Here is a 16052-nt window from a genome sequence, read left to right on the forward strand (position 1 = left end):
TCCATGTGCGGCATCGTCGGCGCAGTAGCGCAACGTAATATCACCCCTATCCTGGTCGAAGGCCTGAAGCGTCTTGAATACCGTGGCTACGATTCGTGCGGCGTGGCTGTCTACGCTGACGGCCGTCCACAGCGCTCGCGTTCCACCTCGCGCGTGGCCGAACTGGAAAAGCAGATCGCCGAAGAAGGTCTTTCCGGCTTTACCGGCATTGCCCATACCCGCTGGGCCACCCATGGCGCACCGGTGACCTTCAATGCCCACCCGCACTTCTCGCCAACCGAAGAAAACGCCCGCGTGGCGCTGGTGCATAACGGCATTATTGAAAACCACGACGAGCTGCGCGCCGAACTGACGGCCCTCGGCTATGTCTTCCAGAGCCAGACCGACACCGAAGTGATCGCCCATCTGGTTGAGCATCTGTACAACGGCGACCTGTTTGAAACCGTGCAGCGAGCCGTCAAACGCCTTGATGGTGCCTACGCGATTGCCGTTTTTTCGCGGGAAGAGCCACATCGCGTAGTGGCTGCCCGCCAAGGTTCGCCACTGATCGTCGGCGTCGGTCAGGGCGAGAACTTTGTTGCTTCCGATGCCATGGCGCTGGCCGGCATTACCGACCAGATCATCTATCTGGAAGAAGGCGATGTGGTCGATCTGCAATTGTCGCGCGTGTGGATCGTTGACGTGGAAGGCAAACCGGTCGAGCGCGAAGTGAAAACCGTGCACGCGCACACTGGCGCGGCCGAACTGGGCCCATACCGTCACTATATGCAGAAAGAAATTTTCGAGCAGCCACGCGCGATTGGCGACACGCTCGAAGGCGTCGTCAGCATTACGCCGGAACTGTTCGGCGACAATGCCTACAATATCTTCAAGCAGGTCGACCGCGTGCTGATCCTGGCCTGCGGCACCAGCTCCTACGCCGGCATGACGGCCAAGTACTGGATCGAGTCGATTGCCAAGATTCCTGTCAGCGTGGAAGTGGCCAGCGAATATCGCTACCGCGACAGCGTGCCCAACCCGAACACGCTGGTGGTGACCATCTCGCAAAGCGGCGAGACGGCCGATACCCTGGCAGCCCTGAAACATGCACGCAGCCTGGGCATGGAACACACCCTGACCATCTGCAACGTTCCGACCAGCGCCATGGTACGCGAGTGCAAGCTGGCCTATATCACGCGCGCCGGCGTGGAAGTGGGCGTCGCCTCGACCAAGGCGTTCACCACCCAGTTGGCTGGACTGTTCCTGCTGACCTTGTGCCTGGCGCAAGTGAATGGCCACCTGAGCGAAGAAGACGAAGCCGGCCACCTGAAAGCCATGCGCCACCTGCCAGTAGCGATTGCCTCGGTGCTGGCGCTGGAACCGCAAATCATCGCCTGGTCGGAAGAATTTGCCCGCAAGGAAAACGCCCTCTTCCTGGGCCGCGGCATGCACTACCCGATCGCCTTGGAAGGCGCGTTGAAGCTCAAGGAAATTTCGTATATCCATGCCGAAGCCTACCCGGCAGGCGAACTGAAGCACGGTCCGCTGGCGCTGGTCACCAACGAAATGCCGGTGGTCACCATTGCGCCTAACGATGCGCTGATCGAAAAGCTCAAGTCGAACATGCAGGAAGTACGCGCCCGCGGCGGCCAGCTGTATGTGTTTGCCGACGTCGACTCGCACATCAGTTCGGGTGAAGGCCTGCACGTGATCCGCCTGCCGGAACACTACGGCGTGCTGTCCCCGATCCTGCATGTGTGCGCGCTGCAACTGCTGGCGTATCACACGGCATTGGCGCGTGGTACGGATGTGGACAAACCACGCAATCTGGCCAAGTCGGTGACGGTGGAGTAAGGATTTGATGCTTGTGACTTGAAACTTTTAAGTCATGCACCATGGCGCTGCGCGATAACGGCAGCGCCATTTTTACGTTTGAGCCTTAACTGTCAGGATTTATGCCACCAACAATCAACAACCACATCCTCGAGCAGATGGCGGCCGCTATTGCCGCTGCGGACTGGGATGCCAAAGAGGCGGTGGTCGATCTCGCCTGTGGCATCGACGATGTCGACCTCAAGGCAGCGATGCTCAATGGCCTGCTTGCCATGCCCGGCCATGAACTGCATCAGCAGGTAACGATGGAAATCCAGCAGCTGAAAAGTGCGTCCAGCGTGCCTGTCATTGAGGCCGTGCTTGAAGGCGGCTTCGATTATTTGCAGTACACGTGTTCGGAAGACGAGGTCATCGCCAAGTGGTTCAGTCACGCGCTGGCGAGCATAGGCACACCGGAGGCCATCGCGCTGATCCGGAAATTTGCGGCGTCTGAAAATGTCGGCATTGCCAGTGAAATGCAATACCGGCTTGAACGCATCGGCGCCTGAGCCGGCGCACCGCCGCCCTACGCCTCGCGTTTGCGCATCCTCAGCCCCACCTGAGCCGCGACGTGCGCAGCATTACCGGCCACAGCCCCGGCAGATTCCTGCGGCTGCTCGCCTCCGGCGACGAGAGCTACTGGATCTATAGGATCTGGCTCTAGCGCGCATCAGCCGATCATGGCAACAACCAGCGTTCCGGCATGCCGATATGGCTTTTCAGTTCATCGATAAAAGTACGCAGCTTGGCGGACGGCTGCGCCAGTGCGCGTAGTACGTGGATATCGGTGCGCATGCAGGGTGCGGCGGATAGCGCCGGCATCAGTTGCAGCAGCTGGCCGCTCTTGATGGCCGGTCCCACCACCCAGTCGGGCAGCCAGCCGATGCCCATGCCGGCGCAGACGGCCTGGAACATCGCCTCGAAATCGTCGCAGCGAAATACCGGCTGGCCATTGCCCAGCGGTTGACAGAGCAGATCGCGCCAGCCCAGCAGGTCGTTGCCGTGCAGTTTGTCGATCAGGCAGTGCTGCTGCAATTGTTCCACCGTGGTTAGCGCTGCGCCGCTGCGGGCCAGGTAGGCGGGGCTGGCGCACAGCGTGCGCGTTTGCGTGGCGATGCGCGTGGCGATCAGGGTGCTGTCGGCCAGGCTGCCGATGCGGATCACGGCGTCGAGCCGTTCAGCTACCGGGTCGGCCAGCCGTTCCGTCAGGTCCAGTTCGACCCGCAGCGCCGGGTACCGCACGGCCATGCTGGCCACGACCGGGATCACGTAGCGCCGGCCAAAAGTCGGGAAGCAGGCGATGCGCAGCACGCCCTGCACTTCGCCTTTCATGGAGGCGATTTCCTGCTGCGCGTCGTCGAGTTCATCGAGCACGCGGCGCGCACGCACCAGCAGGGCCTGGCCCGATTCGGTCAGCGTCAGCATGCGTGTCGAGCGCAGGAACAGCGCGCTGTCGAGATGGGCTTCGAGTGCGTCGATCTGGCGCGCCACCGACGACGGCGTGATGCCGCGGCGGCGCGCAGCGCCGGAAAAACTGCCCTCGCGGGCGACGTCGGCAAAGATGCCCAGGTATTCGGCAAAACGGTCAGTCAGCATGGATGCGTCTGCAATGGCTTGGAGATTCCTGGCGATTATCACATGAATCAAAAACGCCATCCGTAGGCCTGTTGCCGCTGGCAGCGCACTGCGCCATCTGTGCGTTTTGTGCATAGCCATTGTGGAAAAACAGGGTCTTATCAACAGGCCCGTACGGTTTTAATCTTCTTCCCATGGCGGGCCTGGCAGATTCCAGGCCCGGGCCACCACTGAACTTCACCTGGGAAGACCATCATGCAAACGACCACCTACGATCCGCTTTACCTGTTCATCAATGGCGCCTGGCTGGCAGCGGCCGGCCGCGATACCGCCGCCGTCGTCAATCCTGCCACCGGCGCGGCGCTGGGCCGCCTGCCGCTGGCCACTGCCGCCGACCTCCACCTGGCCCTGCAGGCCAGCTTTGATGCGTTCCAGGTCTGGCGCCGCACCGTGCCGGCCGAGCGTGCACGCATCCTGCGTGCAGCGGCGGGACTGATGCGCGAACGCAGCGAACATATTGCCACCCAGATGACGCTTGAAGAAGGCAAGCCGCTGGCCGAAAGCCGCGATGAAGTGCTGCGCGCGGCCGACTACTTCGAATGGTTTGCCGAAGAGGCGCGCCGCATCGACGGGCGCGTGGTGCCGGCCAATCGTCCTGGCGTGCAGCAACTGGTCAAGCGCCAGGCGATCGGTCCGGTGGCCGCTTTCACGCCGTGGAATTTCCCGGCCATTACCCCGGCGCGCAAGCTGTCGGCGGCGCTGGCGGCCGGCTGCAGCGTGATCCTCAAGCCGGGCGAGGAAAGCCCGTCGACGGCGCTGGCGCTGGCGCGCTGCCTCGATGACGCCGGCCTGCCCAAGGGCGTGCTGCAGATCGTTTTCGGCGTGCCCGATATGGTGTCGGCGCAGCTGATCGCTTCGCCCATTATCCGCAAGGTGACCTTCACCGGCTCGGTGCCGGTGGGCCGTTTGCTGTCCGAACGCGCCGCCGCCGGCGTCAAGCCGATCACGCTGGAACTGGGCGGCCATGGCCCAGTGCTGGTGTTCGAGGACGCCGATATCGACGCTGCCGCCGATGACGGCGCTGCCAACCGCTTTCGCGGCACCGGCCAGGTCTGCATTTCATCGACGCGTTTCCTGATCCAGCGCGGCGCCTACGACCGTTTCGTCGAACGCTTTGTTGCCGCCACGCGCAAGCTGGTGATCGGCGACGGCCTGGCTGCCGGCACCCAGGTCGGCCCGCTGGCCAATCCACGCCAGCTGGCCAAGATGGAAGCGCTGGTGGCCGACGCGGTCGAACAGGGCGCCACCGTGCTGACCGGCGGCAAACGCATCGACGGTCCCGGCTATTTTTTCGAGCCGACCGTGCTGGCCGAGGTGCCGATGACGGCGCGCATCATGCATGAAGAGCCGTTCGGCCCGATCGCCGTACTGCGCCCGTTCGACAATCTGCAGGACGGTCTGGCAGAGGCCAACCGCCTGCCCTACGCGCTGTCGGCGTATGCCTTTACCCGCGATGCGCGCACCGCCATCGACGTCGGTGATGGTCTGGAGGCCGGCATGATCGGCATCAACCAGTACCGCATCATCGCTACCGAACTGCCGTTTGGCGGCATGAAGGAAAGCGGTCACGGGGCCGAAGGGGGCACCGAAGGCATCGGCTACTACCTGACCAACAAATTCATCAGCCAGGCTTGAACTGCAAGGAGCACACCATGAGCAAAACTGATTTCACCAGTCCACGCGCGGCCGCCCGCGCCTTTACGCCCAGGTTGTCCGAACTGGTCGAGCATCCGCTGTATTCGTCGGTGTGGAGCGACCCTGACCTGTCGCCGCGTGACCGCAGCCTGATTACCATCGCCAGCCTGATCGCCCTCGGGCATACCGACGAACTGCCGGCGCACCTGCTGCGCGGGATGCAGAACGGCTTGAGCAAGACCGAACTCGCTGCCGCCATTACGCACCTGGCGTTCTATGCCGGCTTTCCGGCGGCGATCAGCGCCTCGGCCTGCGCCAACGCCACCTTCAGCCAGGACGCCGCCTGAACGGCAGCATGGCCCCCAGATACAACCAGGAGCAAACATGAAAGCTATCACCTTTGACCAATTCGGTTCGACCGACGTTCTGAAAATCGGCGAAGTCCCTGAACCCGTATTGCGGCCGCACGACCTGATGGTGCGCACCCGCGCCGCTGGCGTCAATCGCGCCGACCTGACGCACCGCCGCGGCGGCTACGGCTGGCCCGATTTCGGCGACTCCACCATCATGGGACTGGAAATTGCCGGCGACGTGATTGCCGTCGGCGAGCAGGTCGAAGGTTATGCCGTGGGCGACCGCGTGATGGGCATCGTTGGCGGCGGCGCTTACGCCGAAGTCTCGCGCATCGACTACCGCATGGCCATGCCGATACCGGCAGGCCTCGACTATATCCAGGCAGCTGCTATTACCGAAGTTTTCGTCACCGCACATGAAGCGCTGATACACCTCGGTAAATTGCAGCCGGGCGAAACGGTGCTGATCCATGCCGGCGCCGGTGGCGTAGGCGGCGCTGCCGTGCAGCTGGCGCATGCCTCGGGCGCTACTGTGCTGACCACTGCCAAGGCCAGCGCCCACGCTATCGTGCACAAGCTGGGCGCCGACCATGCCATCGATTACGAGACACAGGACTTTGCCGAAGTGGTGGCCCAGCGCACCGATAACCGTGGCGTGGACGTGATCCTCGACTTCATCGGTGCGCCCTATTTCGAGCGCAACGTCAACTCGCTCAACTTCGGCGGCCGGCTGGTGCAGATCGGCATCATGGGCGGCGTGGAAAACGCCAAAATTCCGCTCGACCGCGTGCTGTATCGCCATCTGCAGATTGTCGGCACGGTGATGAAATCGCGCACCCAGGAAGTCAAGCACGCCATGTCGCGCCGCTTCAGGGAACGCTGGCTGGCGCACTTTGTGCAGGACGGCCTGAGCCCTGTGATCGACAGCGTCTATCCGCTGGCCGAAGCGGGCGCTGCGCAAAAACGCATGGAAGACGGTCTGAATGTCGGCAAGATCGTGCTGGTGACCGGCGCCGACTAGCGCCTACACCGGTATGGCTGCGGTCTGCTTGATATTTTGCATCGGGATATCGGTCTTCACGCTTTGCACGCCCTTGATGGTGGTCAGGTAGCGGATCTGGAACTGGTAGTAGCCATCGAGATCCGCGGCCACCACGCGCAGCAGGAAGTCGCAGTCGCCGGCCATCAGGTGGCATTCCACCACCTCGGGCAACTGGCTGATGGCGGTCGTGAAATGGCGTACCGTTTTGGTGTCCTGGCCGGTCAGCCAGACGCGCGCAAAGACGGTAAAACCGCGGCCGACCTTGGCCGGATTGACTACCGCCATATAGCGTTCGATCACGCCAGCTTCTTCCAGCAGGCGCACGCGGCGCAGGCAGGGCGAAGGCGACAGGCCCACTTCCCTGGCCAGTTCGATATTTTGCAGGCGGCCGTCGCGCTGCAGCGCGCCGAGGATGCGGCGGTCGATGGCGTCGAGCTTCATGGCGATCAATTCCAGTATCACGGCTAAAAATAGATTCTACTGCCAATTGGCTGCGTAATCGTGGCAACAACGCAATCCGATTCCAGCCGATCTGGCCGAAAATGGAGGGGAAAGGATCGTCATGCATACTTCTCCCTCCCCCGCTGTACCTGTTCTTGACCCGGCCGCCGACGGCATGCCGCAAACCGGCAAGGCGCGCGAAGCGCTGCGCGGCTTGACGGCATCGCTGCCGGTCATGCTGGGCTTTGTGCCGTTTGCGCTGGTGCTGGGCGCGCAGGCTGCGCAAAAAGGCCTGTCGGTGGCCGAACTGGCCCTGATGACCGGTCTCAATTTTGCCGGCGGCTCCGAGTTTGCCGCCGTGCGGCTATGGACGTCGCCACCGCATCTGCTGCTGATCGTCGGCATGACTTTGCTGGTCAATTGCCGCCATATCCTGATGGGTGCCGCGCTGGTGCCTTATATGCGCCATCTGAAGCGGCGCCAGGCGCTGCCGGCGCTGTTCCTGATGTGCGATGAAACCTGGGCGCTGGCGCTAGCCGACGCCAGGGCGCGCGGCGCGACGCGCCTGAGCATGCCGTACTACCTGGGCGTGGCTGGCGGCCTGTATGCAAGCTGGGTGGCGTTTACGGCGCTGGGCGCGGCGATCGGCCCGCGCATGGGCGACCTGGAGCAGTTCGGCTTCGAGATGGCGTTTACGGCGGTGTTTCTGGTGCTGCTGCGCGGCATGTGGAAGGGCGTGCGCGCCAGCCGGCCCTGGCTGGTCAGCCTGGTCGTTTCGGCCGGCGCCTATCTGCTGCTGCCAGGCGCCTGGCATGTGGCGCTGGGCGCCGTAGCCGGCCTAGTTGCCGCCGTGCTGCTGGAGGATGGCCATGCATGATCTAACAACCTTGCTGGTGATCGTGCTGATGGCCACGGCCACCTATCTGACGCGCATCATGGGCTTTCTGCTGCTGCGCAACCGCACCCTGAGTCCGCGCATGCTGGCGGTGATGGAGAACGTGCCGGGCTGCGTGCTGATCTCCGTAATCGCACCGGCCTTTGTCTCGGACCAGCCGGCCAAGCTGCTGGCGCTGGCCATTACCGTACTGGCCGCCACGCGCCTGTCGCTGCTGCCGACGGTATTTATCGGCGTGGCAGCTACCGGCCTGCTGGGGCGGCTGATGGGCTGATAAGCCGTGAACATAAAATTGAATTTAATGCTGTTAAATCGAGTTTTATGTTCACCCCTTACAGGTCATCGAGCTTTTCCAGCAGCCTGCCAGCGTGCTGCCTGAAGCCGGCAATCGCCGCTGCATCCATTTTTCCCAGCTGCCGGTAAGCCATGCCGATGCGCGGGTTGCGCGCCAGGAGGTCGGTATTGCGGTCGAAAAAATCCCAGTACAGCGCGTTGAAGGGACAGGCCAGCTCGCCGGTGCGCGCTTTTTTATCGTAGTGGCAGCCCTTGCAGTAGTCGCTCATGCGGTCGATATAGGCGGCGCTCGATACGTAAGGCTTGGTGGCCAGCATGCCGCCGTCGGCGAACTGGCTCATGCCGAGCGTATTGGGCAGCTCGACCCACTCGAAGGCATCGATATAGATGCCCAAGTACCAGCGGTGTACCTGGGCCGGATCGAGGCCGGCCAGCAGCGCGAAGTTACCGATCACCATCAGGCGCTGGATATGGTGGGCGTGCGCCTGCTGTAGCGACTGGGTAATGGCCTGTGACACGCAATGCATCTTCGTTTTGCCATCCCAGAACCAGCGCGGCAGGTCGCGCTGGTGGTGGAAATAGTTTTTTTCGGCGTAGCCCGGCATCTGCGCCCAGTACACGCCGCGCACATATTCGCGCCAGCCGAGGATCTGCCGGATAAAGCCTTCCACCGCCGCCAGCGGCGCCTGGCCGGCGTGATAGGCCGCCTCGGCCCGGGCCACCACTTCGCGCGGATTGAGCATTTTCACGTTCAGCGCAAACGACAGTAGCGAATGGAACAAACGCCAGGCCTTACTGCTCATGGCGTCCTGGAAGTCGCCGAAATGCGGCAGCGCACCGGTAATAAAGGCGTCGAGCTGCTGCAGTGCTTCGGCGCGATGCAGCGGCCACGGGAACTCGCTGGCCTGCGGCTCGCCAAAGCTCTTTACGCCAGCCTCAACGATGGTTTGCCACAGCGCGCTGTGATCATGCAGCGTGCGCGCATCAGGCGGTTCGGGCGGCGTGCCGCGCCATGGCTTGCGGTTGTCGTGGTCGAAATTCCACTGTTCTCCGACCGGCTTTTTGGCGTCGACCATCAGCACCTGGTGGGTGACGCGCATCTGGCGGTAGAAGAACTCCATCAGCCACTGCTTGCGGTTCCTGAAAATATCGGCTGCCTCGTTGCGGGTGGTATAGAAATGCTCGCTGTCGACCATCAGCCACGCTACTTTCGACTGGCGGCCATGCCGGTACAACTGCTCGTCGAGGCGCCATTCGTCAGGCGCCTGGTATTCAAAGGCGGTGGCGCCGTAGTGAGCGATCAGTGTGTCGATATTGTCGAGCAGCGGCCGGCGCGCTTCCGGCTCGTCGATGGTGATGTAGTGGATGCGGTGGCCAAGCGCATGCAGCTGGCGCGCCAGCTCGCGCATGGCGGCAAAGATGGCGAGGATTTTCTGCGCGTGATGCAGCACGTAGTCGGTTTCCTGGCGCACTTCCATCATCAGGTAAGTGGTGTGCGGGTCGACTTCGCGAAACCAGCGGTGCTGCAAATTGAGCTGGTCGCCCAGGATCAGGCGCAGGGTATGGGATCTGGCTGGCATGGCGGAGACAAGGCTGGCTGCAAAGCTGCCAGTGTAATCGGCTTCAGGCCAGCCTGCAGGCTTAAAACTCTTCCCACTCCGACAGTTCAGCCTCGGTGCGCGCGGCCGGCCTGGCCGCCGGCTTGGCGGCTGCAACCGGGACGACCCTGCTGCCGAAGGTCGGTACGCTGATCATGGTTTTCTCGATGGTGATGGCGGGCTGGTCACCCAGCTTGAAAACGCTCACCACTTGCGCCAGGCTGGCGGCCTGTTCGCGCAGGGCGGCGGCAGCAGCGGCCGATTCCTCGACCAGTGCGGCGTTTTCCTGGGTGTCGCTATCCATCTCGCTGATGGCGCGGTTGATTTGTTCGATGCCGGACGTCTGTTCGTTGCTGGCCGAGGTGATTTCGCCCATGATATCGGTGACGCGGCGTACGCTGTCGACCAGGCCGGTCATGCTGGCGCCGGCCTGGTGCACCAGCGCGCTGCCGCTGGCCACCGAGTCGGTCGAGGCGTCGATCAGGCTCTTGATCTCCTTGGCGGCGGCGGCCGAGCGCTGCGCCAGGTTGCGCACTTCGGTGGCGACCACCGCAAAGCCACGGCCCTGCTCGCCGGCGCGCGCCGCTTCCACCGCCGCATTGAGGGCCAGGATATTGGTCTGGAAGGCAATGCCGTCGATGACGCCGATAATATCGGTGATCTTGCTCGATGACTGACTGATCTGGTCCATGGTGGCCACCACCTGGGCGATCACTTCACCGCCGCGCTGGGCTGCGCCGGACGCGGTGTCGGCCAGCACATGGGCCTGGCGCGCATTGTCGGCGTTCTGCTTGACGGTCGAGGTCAGCTCTTCCATCGTCGAGGCGGTTTCTTCCAGCGAACTGGCTTCGTGCTCGGTGCGCGAGGACAAGTCCAGGCTGCCGGCCGCTACCTGCGCAGAAGCGGCCGCGATGGTATCGGTACCGGCACGTACCGTGCCGACCGTGCGCGCCAGGCTGTCGTTCATGACTTTCAGCGCCTGCAGCAGCTCGCCCATTTCATCGTTCGACTCGACCATGATGGTGCTGGTGAGGTCGCCGTCGGCCACCGTATGGGCCACTTTCAAGGCCTGGCGCAGAGGACGCGTAACGGAATGGGTAATCAGCCAGGACAGCAGCGCCGCGGCCAGCAGCGCCAGCAGCGACAGGCCGATCAGCAGCGTGCGCGTGGCCAGATAGCTGTCATGGGCGCTGGCTGCGTTGGCGTTGGCTTCCTGGTTCTGCAGGGTGTTTTCCTGGGTGATCAGGCGCTTGTAGTCGTCGAGCATGGCGCGCACTTCGTTGTACATATAGGTGCGGCTTTCCTCCAGCGTGCTGTTGCTGACCAGCTCGAGCAGTTTGTCCTGGCCTTGCGCATAGCGCAGGTGGGCGGCGCGCAGCTGCGCCACCAGCTCGCGTTCGCCGGCCAGGCGGGCCAGATTTTCCAGCCGGTCGATGTCGGCAGCAGCGGCTGCACGCGCCGACAGCACGGCGGCGCGCTGCTTTTGCCGGTCCAGCGGATCGGTGGTCAGCATATTGTTGCGCAGTGAAATAGCCACTTCGTTGACATGGTCCGCCAGCGCATTGGCGATGGCGATCTTGGGCATGCTGTCCTTGACGATATGGTCGGTGCCCTGATTGATCTTGCCCAGCATGCTCAAGCTCAGGAAGGAAATGACGATCAGCATGGCGCTGATGGCGCCAAAGCCCAGCGCGAGGCGCTTGCCGATATTGATATTGGAAATAAACTTCATGACTGAGTCCGATAGCGAGAATGGAAGAGCCTGCGCTGCACCTGCCGGCAAACTGGCCGCAACGTGAGGAAATCCCCTGCTCACCGTACCAGCAAGGGATAGCGATAGTGCAATACACATGGATTCTTGTCATTGTCCTGAATCAAACAAAGTTGCAATCGCGTAAAAGTATGCAATGGCAACATCAGTGCTGTCAGGCGGCGTCCCACGCCAGTCTTGCTACTTGCCCGCGCGGTTCCTGCCGGCCATTGTTGTCCAGCCTGAAGACGCTGACCACCTGCGCCAGCGTGGCGGCCTGCTCCTGCATGGCGGCAGCGGCCGCTGCCGATTGTTCCACCAGCGCCGCGTTTTGCTGGGTGACATGGTCCATTTCGCTGATGGCGTGGTTGATTTGTTCGATGCCGGCACTTTGTTCCGCGCTGGCCGCAGTGATCTCTTCCATGATATCGGTAACGCGGCGTACGCTGCCCACCAGTTCATCCATGGTGGCGCCGGCCTGTTGCACCAGCGCGCTGCCGCTGGCGACCGTGCTGGTCGAATCAGCGATCAGGGTCTTGATCTCGCGCGCGGCAGCGGCCGAGCGTTGCGCCAGGCTGCGCACTTCGGTGGCGACCACGGCAAAGCCGCGCCCCTGCTCACCGGCGCGCGCCGCTTCCACCGCCGCGTTCAGCGCCAGGATATTGGTCTGGAAAGCGATGCCGTCGATGACGCCGATAATGTCGGCAATCTTGCTCGACGATGCATCGATCTGCTGCATGGTCTGCACCACCTGGGCGATGACGTCGCCGCCGCGGCGGGCCACGCCGGAGGCCGTGTCGGCCAGCACATGGGCCTGGCGTGCGTTGTCGGCATTCTGACGCACGGTCGAGGTCAGCTCTTCCATGGAGGACGCGGTTTCTTCCAGCGAGCTGGCCTGTTGCTCGGTGCGTGCAGACAGGTCGAGGTTACCGGCCGCCACCTGGGTCGACGCCGTGGCGATGGTTTCGGTGCCGCTGCGCACCGTGCCGACGGTGGCAGCCAGGCTGTCGTTCATGCGCTTGAGCGCCTGCAGCAGTTGTCCCATTTCGTCGTGCGAGCTGATTTCAATAGTGCTGCTCAGGTCGCCTGCGGCTACCGTATTGGCCACCTTGAGCGCGCTGGCCACCGGCCGCGTTACCGATTGCGTAATGATTGCCGCCAGCACACCCGCCAGCACCAGCGCGGCGGCGGCCAGGGCGAACAGCCAGTTGCGGGTGTCGTGGAAAGTCTGGTTGGCGTTGGCGCCATCGGCCTCGGCCAGGCTGTTTTGAAACGCGACCTGGTCTGCCAGCTGCTTTTCATAGACGGCCAGTACCGGGCGCAGTTGGCCGTACAGATAGGTGCGGCGTTCTTCGCGCGTGCCGCTGCGTATCAGTGCAAGCAAGGTATCGCAGCCTTGCGCATAACGGCTGTTGGTCGCCTGCAATTGCGTGAGCATTTCGCGCTCCCTTTCCGACTGCACCACGGTGCGCAGGCGCTCCAGATTGTCGTTGGCCTCTTTGCGCGCCGCCAGCACGATGGCTTGCTGTTTTTGCTGATCCGCGCTGTCGTCGCTGAGCATGCTATTGCGCAAGGCGATGGCCATGCGATTGACGTTGTCGGACAGGGCATTGGCGATGGCAATCTTGGGCATGCTGTCCTTGACGATGCGGTCGGTACCGCCGTTGATTTTGCCCAGCATGCTGATGCCGAGCAGGGAGATGACGATCAGCATGATGGCGATCAGGCCGAAGCCCAATGCCAGGCGTTTGCCGATGTTGAGATGGGAGAGAAACTTCATGGAGAGCTCGCTGTGATGAGGGAATAAGCGGCGAAGCAGGTAAACGCGTACGGCCGAGCGGAACTCCATCCTAGACTTGTTCAGAAAGCATTTCCATATGGAAATGTGAGTAGGTGGAATAGCAACCTTGTTGCTTGCATAAAATTTGGGCAGGCGCTGGCATACGGCGCAAATGAGCGTGTTTCTGCAGGCTTTTCCGCTATATTGGCATGTCCATGGTCGAGACCCGGCGTGATGGCATTGCGCTGATCAGGCATCTCGACGCTATTCCACTTTACTGATCAGGTTCGCATGATTGCTTATCGTAATTTCCGACTCTTGCCCTTGCTGTGGGCGCTGTTGTTTTCCTTCTGCCTGATCGGCAGCCCGGCGCATGCCCAGTCCGATGGCGACGATGCCGCGACCGCCGAGCAGCGCCTCGACACCCTGCGCAAGCAGATCACGTCGATTCAGAAAACGCTCGATGGCGACGAAGACGTGCCCGACGCCTCGCTGTCGCAGATGAAATCGGACGCGCTGGCGGCCAGTGCCGAGGCCGACAAGGTGGCCGCCTCGATTGAGCCCGTGCTGGCCGGCGTGCAGGCGCGCCTGGCCGAACTCGGCACGCCGGCGGCCGGCACCAAGGACGCACCCGATGTGGCAGCGCAGCGCAGCACACTGAACCGCAACAGCAGCGCGCTCGATTCGCAGGTCAAGCTGGCGCGGTTGCTGTCGGTCGAAGCGACCCAGGCTTCCGAGCAGGTCACTTCGGTGCGTCGTGCGCAGTTGCAGGCACGGCTGGGCCAGCGCACTTCCTCGATTCTGGCCGGTGGCTTCTGGAAGCAGCTGCATGCCGAATGGCCGCAGACGGTGCTGCGCCTGCAAAACCTCGGCCAGGAACTGGTTGACGCTGCGCGCAGCACGCCGGTAACGGTATGGGCGGCAATTTTTGCTGGCATCGTGGCGGTGCTGCTGGCCAGCCTGTGGATCTCGCGCCGCCTGCTGCTGCTGACTTCGACGCGCGTGCCGCATGGCCGCCTGCGCCGCTCGCTGCATGCGCTGGCCGTGCTGGTGCTGGCGCTGGCCACGCCGGGCCTGGTGGCCGAACTGCTGGCGTTCGGCCTGCGCTGGAGTGGCGGCCTGTCCGACAAGACCAATCTGTTCCTGAGCAGCCTGGTTGGCGTGATCTGCTTTGCCGGTTTTACTGCAGGCCTGGGCCACGCGCTGCTGTCGCCCAACCGCGCCTCGTGGCGTTTGCTGCCGTTGTCCGATGCACTGGCTACGCGCATGGGGCGTTACCCGACCGTATTTGCGCTGGTGATGGTGCTGGTGTGGGCGGCCGAGCGGGTGTCGGTGGTGATCAATACCGGTTTGTCGACAGCGGTGGCGGTCAACTGCATCGTCGCGCTGGTGCTCAGCATCACGGTGGCCTACGGCTTGCTGCGCGCCGAGCGCTGCTGGCGCCTGGTGCGCGCGGCCGAACCGAACTCGCCGGTAACGCCGCTGTGGCTGCGCTGCGTGGTGGTGCTGCTGTGGCTGGCATTGGCCACCAGCCTGGTCAGCCTGCTGATCGGCTATGTGGCATTCGGCAGTTTCGTCACCAAGCAAATTACCTGGATCGTGGTGGTGCTGTGCGCCACCTATCTGCTGACGGTGCTGGTCGACGATGTGTGCATGCTGCTGGCCTCGACGCCACCGCCGCCGGACGCCGCCAATCCGGTGCTGGCCACGCCCAAGGCGCGCGACCAGGCAGCGGTGCTGCTGTCGGGCCTGGGCCGCGCGCTGATCGTCATGCTGATGCTGATGCTGTTGCTGGCGCCGTTTGGCGAAGGTCCGGCTGAGCTGTTCCAGCGCCTTGGCAAATTGCAGGACGGGCTGGCCATCGGTGAAGTGGCGATCCGCCCTGGCGCGGTGTTCCAGGCTTTGCTGGTGCTGCTGGTCGGCTATATCGGCGTGGGCGTCTTCAAGCGCTGGCTGCAGAACAGCTATCTGCCGACTACCAGCCTGGATTCGGGCATGCAGGTGTCGTTCCTGACCCTGTTTGGCTATATCGGTGGCGTGACGGCCGTGGCGCTGGCGCTGTCGGCTGCCGGCATCGGGCTGGAACGCATTGCATGGGTGGCCTCGGCGCTGTCGGTCGGTATCGGTTTCGGTTTGCAGGCGGTGGTGCAGAACTTTGTGTCGGGCCTGATTTTGCTGGCCGAGCGCCCGGTCAAGGTCGGCGACTGGGTCTCGCTGGGCGGGGTGGAAGGCGATATTCGCCGCATCAACGTGCGCGCTACCGAAATCCAGATGGGCGACCGTTCCACCGTGATCGTGCCGAACTCGGAATTCATTACCAAGACCGTGCGCAACGTCACCCTGGCCAGCCCGCTGGGCCTGGTGCAGGTCAAGCTGCCGTTGCCGCTGGGCACCGATGCCGAGCAGGCGCGCGCGCTGATCCTGCAGACCTTTATCGACAATCACGATGTGCTCGAGACGCCAGCGCCCAATGTGCAGCTCGATTCGATCGACAACGGCAACCTGATGTTTAACGCCACCGGCTTTGCCTCGTCGCCACGGTTGACCGGCGGCATTCGCAGCGCGCTGCTGTTCGAGCTGCTCAAGCGCCTCAAGGAAGCCGATATTTCGATCTCCAAGCCCAGTACCATGGTGCTGAGCCCGATGCCGATGCCGGGCGCTGTCGAGGTGCCGGCGGTGGCGGGGCCGGTGGCTCCGGCCATGACGGCGTCTGCTGCACCTGCACCAACGCCGCCGCTGAGCGGCGCCTGACAGAGCGTGACGTCATAAGTTTCACAG

13 protein-coding genes are annotated in these 16052 nt (G+C 63.2%); 8 read left to right on the plus strand and 5 right to left on the minus strand.

Features of this window, described 5'->3' with window-relative positions:
* Positions 1 to 3 precede the first annotated feature (3 nt).
* Together glmS and GCM43_RS21460 are read left to right on the plus strand one after the other, a co-directional pair.
* Positions 4 to 1833, plus strand: a complete 1830-nt coding sequence (gene glmS, locus GCM43_RS21455; protein WP_152247921.1) for a glutamine--fructose-6-phosphate transaminase (isomerizing) — start codon at positions 4 to 6, stop codon at positions 1831 to 1833.
* Between the two features lie 101 nt (positions 1834 to 1934).
* Entirely contained in the window at positions 1935 to 2360 is a 426-nt protein-coding gene (locus GCM43_RS21460; protein ID WP_152247922.1) for a hypothetical protein, read from the plus strand.
* A gap of 169 nt (positions 2361 to 2529) precedes the next feature.
* Here GCM43_RS21460 and GCM43_RS21465 read toward each other — a convergent pair whose 3' ends face one another.
* A complete protein-coding gene (locus GCM43_RS21465; protein ID WP_152247923.1) occupies positions 2530 to 3447 on the minus strand; it encodes a LysR family transcriptional regulator in 918 nt (305 codons plus the stop codon).
* Between the two features lie 234 nt (positions 3448 to 3681).
* On the opposite strand from GCM43_RS21465, the gene GCM43_RS21470 reads away from it, so the two are divergent.
* The 3 genes from GCM43_RS21470 to GCM43_RS21480 are packed head-to-tail and all read left to right on the plus strand — an operon-like array spanning position 3682 to position 6495.
* A complete protein-coding gene (locus tag GCM43_RS21470) occupies positions 3682 to 5121 on the plus strand; it encodes an NAD-dependent succinate-semialdehyde dehydrogenase (protein WP_152247924.1) in 1440 nt (479 codons plus the stop codon).
* 17 nt (positions 5122 to 5138) lie between these two features.
* Positions 5139 to 5468: a carboxymuconolactone decarboxylase family protein gene (locus tag GCM43_RS21475; protein ID WP_152247925.1), complete on the plus strand. Its 330-nt coding sequence runs from the start codon at positions 5139 to 5141 to the stop codon at positions 5466 to 5468.
* Positions 5469 to 5505: 37 nt separating this feature from the next.
* A complete protein-coding gene (locus GCM43_RS21480) occupies positions 5506 to 6495 on the plus strand; it encodes an NAD(P)H-quinone oxidoreductase (protein ID WP_152247926.1) in 990 nt (329 codons plus the stop codon).
* 3 nt (positions 6496 to 6498) lie between these two features.
* On the opposite strand, the gene GCM43_RS21485 is transcribed toward GCM43_RS21480, so the two are convergent.
* Positions 6499 to 6957 carry an Lrp/AsnC family transcriptional regulator gene (locus GCM43_RS21485; protein ID WP_152247927.1) on the minus strand — a complete coding sequence of 153 codons (459 nt, stop codon included), beginning with the start codon at positions 6955 to 6957 and terminating at the stop codon, positions 6499 to 6501.
* A gap of 175 nt (positions 6958 to 7132) precedes the next feature.
* On the opposite strand from GCM43_RS21485, the gene GCM43_RS21490 reads away from it, so the two are divergent.
* Complete coding sequence (locus GCM43_RS21490) at positions 7133 to 7834, plus strand: AzlC family ABC transporter permease (RefSeq protein WP_226929607.1); 702 nt, start codon at positions 7133 to 7135, stop codon at positions 7832 to 7834.
* Positions 7827 to 8126 (plus strand): AzlD family protein, encoded by a 300-nt coding sequence (locus tag GCM43_RS21495; protein ID WP_152247929.1) that lies wholly within the window; start codon positions 7827 to 7829, stop codon positions 8124 to 8126. The genes GCM43_RS21490 and GCM43_RS21495 overlap by 8 nt, the downstream gene beginning before the upstream one ends.
* Before the next feature lie 58 nt (positions 8127 to 8184).
* Here GCM43_RS21495 and GCM43_RS21500 read toward each other — a convergent pair whose 3' ends face one another.
* The 3 genes from GCM43_RS21500 to GCM43_RS26520 all read right to left on the minus strand — a co-directional run bounded on the left by GCM43_RS21500 (position 8185) and on the right by GCM43_RS26520 (position 13274).
* Positions 8185 to 9726, minus strand: a complete 1542-nt coding sequence (locus GCM43_RS21500) for a cryptochrome/photolyase family protein (RefSeq protein WP_152247930.1) — start codon at positions 9724 to 9726, stop codon at positions 8185 to 8187.
* A 61-nt stretch (positions 9727 to 9787) separates the two neighbouring features.
* A complete protein-coding gene (locus tag GCM43_RS21505; protein ID WP_152247931.1) occupies positions 9788 to 11476 on the minus strand; it encodes a methyl-accepting chemotaxis protein in 1689 nt (562 codons plus the stop codon).
* A gap of 193 nt (positions 11477 to 11669) precedes the next feature.
* Positions 11670 to 13274, minus strand: coding sequence for a methyl-accepting chemotaxis protein (locus GCM43_RS26520; RefSeq protein ID WP_152247932.1), 1605 nt, complete (start codon positions 13272 to 13274; stop codon positions 11670 to 11672).
* Positions 13275 to 13565: 291 nt separating this feature from the next.
* Between GCM43_RS26520 and GCM43_RS21515 the strand changes: the two genes are divergently transcribed.
* Positions 13566 to 16025 carry a DUF3772 domain-containing protein gene (locus GCM43_RS21515; RefSeq protein WP_152247933.1) on the plus strand — a complete coding sequence of 820 codons (2460 nt, stop codon included), beginning with the start codon at positions 13566 to 13568 and terminating at the stop codon, positions 16023 to 16025.
* Positions 16026 to 16052: the final 27 nt, after the last annotated feature.

It is taken from the genome of Janthinobacterium aquaticum (assembly GCF_009208565.1).
GTDB lineage: Bacteria > Pseudomonadota > Gammaproteobacteria > Burkholderiales > Burkholderiaceae_D > Janthinobacterium.

Coding starts and splice junctions, on each gene's coding strand:
- GCM43_RS21495 (WP_152247929.1), top strand. CDS start 7,827: ATGCATGATCTAACAACCTTGCTGGTGATCGTGCTGATGGCCACGGCC.
- GCM43_RS26520 (WP_152247932.1), bottom strand. CDS start 13,274: ATGAAGTTTCTCTCCCATCTCAACATCGGCAAACGCCTGGCATTGGGC.
- glmS (WP_152247921.1), top strand. CDS start 4: ATGTGCGGCATCGTCGGCGCAGTAGCGCAACGTAATATCACCCCTATC.
- GCM43_RS21475 (WP_152247925.1), top strand. CDS start 5,139: ATGAGCAAAACTGATTTCACCAGTCCACGCGCGGCCGCCCGCGCCTTT.
- GCM43_RS21515 (WP_152247933.1), top strand. CDS start 13,566: ATGATTGCTTATCGTAATTTCCGACTCTTGCCCTTGCTGTGGGCGCTG.
- GCM43_RS21490 (WP_226929607.1), top strand. CDS start 7,133: ATGCCGCAAACCGGCAAGGCGCGCGAAGCGCTGCGCGGCTTGACGGCA.
- GCM43_RS21465 (WP_152247923.1), bottom strand. CDS start 3,447: ATGCTGACTGACCGTTTTGCCGAATACCTGGGCATCTTTGCCGACGTC.
- GCM43_RS21485 (WP_152247927.1), bottom strand. CDS start 6,957: ATGAAGCTCGACGCCATCGACCGCCGCATCCTCGGCGCGCTGCAGCGC.
- GCM43_RS21500 (WP_152247930.1), bottom strand. CDS start 9,726: ATGCCAGCCAGATCCCATACCCTGCGCCTGATCCTGGGCGACCAGCTC.
- GCM43_RS21460 (WP_152247922.1), top strand. CDS start 1,935: ATGCCACCAACAATCAACAACCACATCCTCGAGCAGATGGCGGCCGCT.
- GCM43_RS21505 (WP_152247931.1), bottom strand. CDS start 11,476: ATGAAGTTTATTTCCAATATCAATATCGGCAAGCGCCTCGCGCTGGGC.
- GCM43_RS21480 (WP_152247926.1), top strand. CDS start 5,506: ATGAAAGCTATCACCTTTGACCAATTCGGTTCGACCGACGTTCTGAAA.
- GCM43_RS21470 (WP_152247924.1), top strand. CDS start 3,682: ATGCAAACGACCACCTACGATCCGCTTTACCTGTTCATCAATGGCGCC.